Origin of the sequence: Micromonospora gifhornensis (assembly GCF_016863515.1) — a bacterium.
Lineage (GTDB): Bacteria > Actinomycetota > Actinomycetes > Mycobacteriales > Micromonosporaceae > Micromonospora > Micromonospora gifhornensis.
In genome coordinates this window covers 1-6,864 of the sequence record NZ_BOPA01000048.1, presented here as the reverse complement: position 1 = coordinate 6,864, position 6,864 = coordinate 1, and the positions used below count along the sequence as shown (strand labels likewise).

Annotated in this window: 6 protein-coding genes; 5 read left to right on the top strand and 1 reads right to left on the bottom strand. The window is 68.5% G+C overall.

Annotation, left to right across the window (positions count from 1 at the left end):
* The 3 genes from paaC to paaE all read left to right on the top strand — a co-directional run.
* A partial coding sequence (paaC, locus tag Vgi01_RS26865) for a 1,2-phenylacetyl-CoA epoxidase subunit PaaC (protein ID WP_239089180.1) occupies positions 1 to 721 on the top strand: 721 nt, incomplete at its 5' end.
* A gap of 17 nt (positions 722 to 738) precedes the next feature.
* Positions 739 to 1,215 carry a 1,2-phenylacetyl-CoA epoxidase subunit PaaD gene (paaD, locus tag Vgi01_RS26860; RefSeq protein ID WP_204292937.1) on the top strand — a complete coding sequence of 159 codons (477 nt, stop codon included), beginning with the start codon at positions 739 to 741 and terminating at the stop codon, positions 1,213 to 1,215.
* Positions 1,212 to 2,336 carry a 1,2-phenylacetyl-CoA epoxidase subunit PaaE gene (gene paaE / locus Vgi01_RS26855; RefSeq protein WP_204292936.1) on the top strand — a complete coding sequence of 375 codons (1,125 nt, stop codon included), beginning with the start codon at positions 1,212 to 1,214 and terminating at the stop codon, positions 2,334 to 2,336. Before paaD ends, paaE begins: the two co-directional genes overlap by 4 nt.
* Before the next feature lie 61 nt (positions 2,337 to 2,397).
* Here the strand turns inward: paaE and Vgi01_RS26850 are convergent, their stop codons facing one another.
* Positions 2,398 to 4,161 carry an ATP-binding protein gene (locus Vgi01_RS26850; RefSeq protein ID WP_204292935.1) on the bottom strand — a complete coding sequence of 588 codons (1,764 nt, stop codon included), beginning with the start codon at positions 4,159 to 4,161 and terminating at the stop codon, positions 2,398 to 2,400.
* A 195-nt stretch (positions 4,162 to 4,356) separates the two neighbouring features.
* On the opposite strand from Vgi01_RS26850, the gene mqnC reads away from it, so the two are divergent.
* Both mqnC and Vgi01_RS26840 read left to right on the top strand, forming a co-directional pair.
* Positions 4,357 to 5,547 (top strand): cyclic dehypoxanthinyl futalosine synthase, encoded by a 1,191-nt coding sequence (gene mqnC, locus Vgi01_RS26845; protein WP_204292934.1) that lies wholly within the window; start codon positions 4,357 to 4,359, stop codon positions 5,545 to 5,547.
* 291 nt (positions 5,548 to 5,838) lie between these two features.
* On the top strand, positions 5,839 to 6,864 hold a 1,026-nt coding region (locus tag Vgi01_RS26840), incomplete at its 3' end, for a hypothetical protein (protein WP_204292933.1).

The window sequence follows — 6,864 nt, the reverse complement described above, 5'->3', positions numbered from 1 at the left end:
CGGTCCGTTTGACTTCACCCTCGCCCTCGGCGACGATGCGCTGATCGCGGCGCAGCGGCTGGCCGAGTGGACCACCCGGGCGCCGGAGATGGAAGAGGACATCGCGCTTGCCAACATCGCTCTGGACCAGCTCGGCGCGGCGCGGCTGCTGCTGTCGTACGCGGGTGAGTTGGAGGGCGCGGGCCGGGACGAGGACGCGCTGGCCTACCTGCGCGACGACCGGGAGTTCCGCAACTGCCTGCTGGTCGAGCTGCCCAACGGCGACTTCGCGGTGACCATGGCGAAGCTGCTCGTGCTGTCGGCCTACCAGCTGCCGCTCTACACCGCGCTGGCCGGCTGCGCCGACGAGCGGCTGGCCGCGATCGGCGGCAAGGCGCGCAAGGAGTCCGCGTACCACCTGGACCACGCCTCGCTCTGGGTGCGCCGGCTGGGCGACGGCACCGAGGAGTCGCACCGGCGGATGCAGGCCGGCCTCGACCAGGTCTGGCCGTACGTCGCGGAGCTGTTCGCCGCGCAGCCGCAGGCCCCGGTCGACCCGGCCACCCTGCGGGCCGACTTCGACGCGACGGTCTCGGCGGTGCTCGCCGAGGCGACGCTCACCGTGCCCGCGCCCAGCTGGGCTCCGGCCGGTGGGCGGGACGGTCTGCACACCGAGCACCTGTCGTTCCTGCTCGCCGAGATGCAGGTGCTGCATCGTGCCCACCCCGGTGCCCGCTGGTGAGTAGCGGCCAGGCGACGGTGAACGCGGCGCGCGAGGCCGTGGCGGCGGTGGTGGACCCGGAGATCCGGGTGATCACCATCGCCGATCTCGGCATCCTGCGCTCGGTCGAGGTGGAACCGGACACCGGTCGGGTGGTGGTGACGATCACTCCCACGTACACCGGCTGTCCGGCGATGGACGTCATCCGCGCCGACATCCGCCGGGCCCTGGCCGTGGCCGGTCACCCCGACGCCGAGGTACGCACGGTGCACAGCCCCGCCTGGAGCACCGACTGGATCACCGACGCCGGGCGGGCCAAGCTGGCCGCCGCCGGCATCGCCCCACCGGCCCCGGTCCGCCGCGACGGGGTCGTCCCGTTGACCCTGGCCGTACGCTGCCCGCGTTGCGGGTCGCCGGAGACCGAGCAGCTCAGCCGCTTCGGCTCCACCGCCTGCAAGGCACTCTGGCGCTGCCGCGCCTGCTCCGAACCGTTCGACCATGTGAAGGCGCTGTGACTGTCACCATCACCCGCCCGGTCCGTCGCCGGCCGGTGTTCCATCCGCTGCCCGTCGTCGCCGTGGACCGGCTCACCGCCGACGCCGTCGCGGTCACCTTCGCGGTGCCCGAGGAGCTGCGCGCGGCCTTCGCGTTCCGCGCCGGCCAGCACCTGACGGTACGCCGGCCGCCGGCCGATGCCGCGGCGCTGCCCGACGGCGAGGACGTGCGCCGCTCGTACTCGATCTGCTCCACGCCCGAGGAGCTGGCCCGGCACGGGCGGCTGCGCATCGGTGTGCGGGAGATCCCCGGCGGGGCCTTCTCGTCGTACGCCTGCGGGGCCCTGCGCAGCGGCGACACCGTCGAGGTGCTGCCACCGCTCGGTCACTTCACCACGGCGTTCGCGCCGGAGCGGGTGCGTCGCTACGGCGCGGTGGTCGCCGGTTCCGGCATCACCCCGGTGCTGTCGCTTGTCGCCACGGCCCTGGCCGTCGAGCCGGCCAGCACCTTCACCCTGGTGTACGGCAACCGCACGGCCAACAGCGTGATGTTCGCCGAGGAGTTGGCGGACCTGAAGGACCGCTATCCGACCCGGCTGCACCTGGTGCACGTGCTCTCCCGCGAGCAGGGCGAGTCGCCGCTGCTGTCCGGGCGCATCGACGCCGAGCGGTTGGGCCGCCTGCTGGACACCATCGTCCCCGGCGACGTGATCGAGGAGTGGTTCCTCTGCGGCCCGTACGGCCTGGTGGTGGACGCTCGTGAGGTGCTGGCCGGGCGGGGCGTGCCGGAGTCGGCGGTGCACACCGAGTTGTTCCACGTCGACGCCGCACCCGAGCCGGTCCGGCGGCCGGACGAGTCGGCCGGCGGCACGGAGGTGACGATCGTGCTCGACGGCCGCTCGTCGAGCTTCTCCATGCGCCGCGACGAGCGGGTGCTGGACGCCGCGCTGAAGGTCCGCGGTGAGCTGCCGTACGCCTGCAAGGGCGGGGTCTGCTCGACCTGCCGGGCGAAGGTGGTCTCCGGCGAGGTCGAGATGGCCCGCAACTACGCCCTGGAGCCCGACGAGGTGGCCGCCGGTTACGTGCTGACCTGCCAGTCCAGCCCACGCACCGACACTCTCACCGTCGACTACGACGCCTGATCACCCATCGCCTTCGAAACGTGCCGTCGCTGGGGTCGTTTCGAGTATGGCGGCCGGATCCTCATACACGACGGGTCGTTGCGTAACGGGCGTTGCGAGAGCGTTCCTGGCCGCTCATCTCAACGAGACTTCTTTCTCGTAGGGAACGTAGCGCGCGTAGCACCTGGTGGGATCTCAAGCCGGTGGCCTGCTCAAGTTCTCCCCGCGACCGGCTGCCGCTCGCTAGTGCTGCCATGACCTTGCTCTCGTTCGCGCTCAGCATGAGATCTGCCGCTCGGGAACTGGGTGCCTGCCCTGCCAGGGGTGTGAAGAGATCCGGTGACTCGCCAGTGGCGGTGGTGACCAGACGATAGGTCGTGCTGCCCCGGGAACCGTGCTGGGTGACGAGGCCACGTTCGACCAGTTCGCGAAGTTCCCGGCTGGCGATTCGGCTGTCGGCCACGCCGGTCACTGTGCGGAATGAGCTGTTGGACAGCTCCCGCCCGCCCCGCATCACCACGAGTGCGGCCATCTGGGAACGACTCAACGGCCCCCGACCGAGCGACCCCAACCACTTGATCGCCTCCTCGTCCAGCAAGGTGCGGTTGGGGAACTCCACCGTGAACGTGGAGATGTCATCGGCGAAGCGCGGCTGCTCCATGCCGGCCTCGGCGAGGGCGATCCTGATCCGGGTGATGCCGCTGCCGCGGTTCTCGCACACCATGTGCCCGTCGCCGAACGGGGTGTCTTCGAGAATCTTGAGCAGGGATCGGTTGCGGGATGAAGTGACGGGGGTCGTTCCGAGGGAAGTCACCTCAACCGGCCCGTAGAGCCCGCCGGGGTTCCTGATCACGAGGCGGTCGGGGTACATCTCGACCTGAACCTGCATTCCTCGGGCGAACTCGGCGTAGTCCCGGTGAACGAGCGCGTTTACCAGTGCCTCGCGTAGCACCTCCTCCGGATATTCCCATTCCTCGGTGCGGTAGAGGCCGGAGACCACGTTGCGCCGCCTCATGTTGCGTTTGAGGATCCGGATGCACTCCGCGACCATCGTGGGGATCGAGCCGTCCACCGATCTGTTCTCGGTGAAGCGTTCACCGCGTGGGCCAAGGGCTCCCGGTTGGGTCGTGGGATACGCCACGAAGGTCAGACCCAGCTGAGGTTCGAAAGTCTGCGGATATGTGCCGAATACGAGTAGGCCGGCGAGAGTAGGCACCACGATGTCCTGGTGGCGGGTCAGGACGTTCAGCATGATGAGCGCCTGTTCGTCGCTGACCCGCCGGAAGATCTCTCCTCGGGTCTGGCGGATCCGGTTGAGGAACGCGGCGAGTAGGTCCGAGTCAAGGTCGTTGGGCGTGGCGTGGGGGACGGGAGCCGCGTCGTACCGCTGCTCAGTGCGGTTTGCCAGGAGCACCGCCACCTCGTAGTCGGTGAGACGCCGGTCACCGTCGCTGACGCGGATTCGGGAGCCTGCCCATGGACCCAGAGTTCTCTTGTGGCAGGGGCGCTGATCGCGGGCCAGGGGTGGGATCTCACAGACCACCACCTGGTGGCCGGCTAGTTCGACGGTCCTGATGTCCGCACGGACTGCCGGCTCCAACTCGGCGCAGACCGCCCCCAAGTTGGCCTCCATCACGCCCGGCTCGGCGACCCCGGTCACCTCGAAGTTGTTGCGCTCATCGACTCCGAGAACCACATGCCCACCTCCGGCGTTCGCGAAGGCGCTGATGGTCTCCCAGATGCTGGACGGGAGACCGCCGCGGGCCTTCTTGACCTCGCAGGTTGAGTTGTCGTTCCCGAGTTGCCGGAGCCGGTCGAGTAGCTCTTGGAGTTCTGTCGGGGTCACTGGTGCACCCTCCTCACCAAGGGTGGTGGTCGGCGAGACGAGTGTTACAGCGGAGCTGGCTTGTGCTGCGGTGCCGCGCCGTTGTGTTGCACTTGTGCGACACGGACTGTCGCACAATCTCGTTCTGTGTGGCAGGTGCGTCTGATGGTAGGTGGCCTTTTCTGGCCTTCAGGCTGCCGACGTACGCTCGTAGGCGTGATGGAGAGCCGGGAGATCGACGACATCCTGCAGCGTGGCGCGGACGGCGGGCGGATCACGCCCGAGGAGGCCTTGCTGCTCTACACCGATGCGCCCTTCCACGCCCTCGGTGAGGCGGCGGACGCGGTGCGCCGGCGGCGCTACCCGGACAACATCGTCACGTACCTGATCGACCGCAACATCAACTACACGAACGTCTGCGTGACGGCGTGCAAGTTCTGTGCCTTCTACCGGGCGCCGAAGCACAAGGAAGGGTGGACCCACCCGACCGAGGAGATCCTGCGGCGCTGCGGCGAGGCCGTCGAGTTGGGCGCCACCCAGGTCATGCTCCAGGGCGGCCACCACCCGGACTACGGCGTGGAGTACTACGAGGAGCTGTTCTCCTCGGTCAAGAAGGCGTACCCGCAGCTCGCCATCCACTCGATCGGGCCGAGCGAGATCCTGCACATGGCCAAGGTGTCCGGGGTGAGCCTGGACGAGGCCATCGCCCGGATCAAGGCCGCCGGGCTGGACTCGATCGCCGGTGCCGGTGCCGAGATGCTGCCCGCGCGACCCCGCAAGGCGATCGCTCCGCTGAAGGAGTCGGGCGAGCGCTGGCTGGAGGTCATGGAGCTGGCCCACCGGCAGGGCGTCGAATCGACCGCGACGATGATGATGGGCACCGGCGAGACGGCCGCCGAGCGGATCGAGCACCTGCGGATGATCCGCGACGTGCAGGACCGCACCCAGGGTTTCCGGGCCTTCATCCCGTGGACGTACCAGCCGGAGAACAACCACCTCAAGGGGCGTACCCAGGCCACCACCCTGGAGTACCTGCGCCTGGTGGCGGTGGCCCGGCTCTTCTTCGAGACCGTGCCGCACCTGCAGGCGTCCTGGCTGACCACCGGCAAGGACGTCGGCCAGCTCTCCCTGCACATGGGGGTCGACGACCTCGGCTCGATCATGCTGGAGGAGAACGTCATCTCCTCGGCCGGCGCGCGGCACCGGTCGAACCTGCACGAGCTGATCGGGATGATCCGCTCCGCCGACCGGATTCCGGCCCAGCGGGACACCCTCTACAACCGGCTGGCCGTGCACCGTACGCCCGCCGACGATCCGACCGACGAGCGCGTGGTGTCCCACTTCTCCTCGATCGCGCTGCCGGGCGGCGGTGCCGGTCGTTCGCTGCCGTTGGTCGAGGCGAACTGACCCTCCGCGTTGCCGGTCGGCGCTGGCGTCGTGACCGTGGGTCGAGTGGTGCGCGGCCCGGTTCATCGGCCGATCGGGCCACCGTGCCCATCTGTCCGGCCACGTCTGCGAGGCCGTTACGGATCGGCTGCTGATACGGCCGGGCGGCCACGGTCATCGATTCGGCCGATCCTTAAATAAAGATTAGCTGACCAGTTCCTCCGTGGTGGTGTTGCGGGGTGGCGCGGTTGATCGATGACCGATAACGTCCCCGCCCGTACATTTCTCACACCCCACGGGGGAGACCATTTCATGATCTTCCGTACCCGCCGCGCTGCGAGCATTGCCGCAGCTGCGTTGCTCGCCTCGGGCGCTGTCACCGCCCTGGGCGCGCCGGCCCACGCCGCCGGCACCGAGACTGATCTGGCGATCACCGCCGCCGGCACCCGGATGACCGACGGCGTCGAAGTAAAGACCGCCTGGATCAAGATTGCGAACCAGGGCGAGGGCACCCCGCGCAAGGTGCTCGTCAAGGTCGACGTCTCCAAGATGGACGACGAGAAGATGCTGTTGGTGCCGATCACCTCGGGTGAGTGCGAAGCCAGCGGCGAGTTGAAGCTCGAAGTGTTCACCTGCGAGCTGAACAAGGACGAGATTCCCGCACCGGGTGCAACCACCGAGGTGCCGATCGTCCTGTTCAAGATGGACGAGAAGGTCACCGGGCCGCTGACCGCGCCGGTGACGATCAGCATCGAGTCCGACGACGACACCGACGACAGCAACAACAGCATCGAGGTCGATGTCGAGCTGACCCCGGAGAGCGGCGTCGACCTCGGTGTGATCGTGCCGGACGTGAAGACCCGCTTCGACTTCGACACCCTCGAGGAGATCGGTCCACTACGCCCCGGCGACAGCACGGGGGTCTACAGCGAGGTCATCAACCAGGGCGACCAGGTCGCCAAGGGCCTCAAGCTGACCTACCAGTTGCCGAAGGGTGTGAAGTTCGAGGAGATCGACGGCTGCGAGGTCGACTCCGACGGACGCACCGCGACCTGCGAGGACGAGAACTTCCTGCTCGAGCCCAACACGATCCTGTGGCTCACGCTGCCGATCACTGTGAACGAGGACCTTGAGGCACCGATCACCCTGAAGGGCGGCTCGCTGGAGGCCACCGCGTTCGGTGCCCTGCCGGTCGACGCGCCGGCCATCCACAAGGGTGCCAGCAAGCCGGCCTTCAAGGCCCAGGTGCGTAAGGTCGAGGAGTCGGACTTCGCCGACCTCGACCCGTCGGACAACACCGACGATTTCGCGGTGATTCTTCCCGCCCCGGCCGGTGGC